This window comes from Acinetobacter sp. AS167, assembly GCF_037152175.1.
Lineage (GTDB): Bacteria > Pseudomonadota > Gammaproteobacteria > Pseudomonadales > Moraxellaceae > Acinetobacter.
Genome location: NZ_JBBCMP010000041.1, coordinates 1 through 319, shown reverse-complemented (window position 1 = coordinate 319; position 319 = coordinate 1). Strand labels below are relative to the sequence as shown.

General features: G+C 44.8%; 1 protein-coding gene. It reads left to right on the top strand.

What is annotated here, in order from left to right; all coding sequences use genetic code 11:
- Window positions 1-319 (top strand): Ig-like domain-containing protein (locus WFN33_RS20265; protein ID WP_336954833.1); only part of this gene is annotated, 319 nt, incomplete at both ends.

Genomic DNA, 319 nt, shown 5'->3' with positions numbered 1-319 from the left:
AGTAGATCTAACCACACCATTAACCAATGGTGAAGTGGTCGATGTGACTGCAAAAGATGTTGCTGGCAATGAATCTGAACCTACTCAAGCAACAGCTGATGATACGACTGCTCCAACTGCTCCGACAGCAGATGTTGTTAATAATGGAACGCAAGTAACAGGTACAGCAGAACCAGGTTCAACAGTGACAGTTAAAGACCAAGGCGGTAACGTATTGGGTACAGCGGTTACCGATGAAAATGGCAACTATACAGTAGATCTAACCACACCATTAACCAATGGTGAAGTGGTCGATGTGACTGCAAAAGATGTTGCTGGC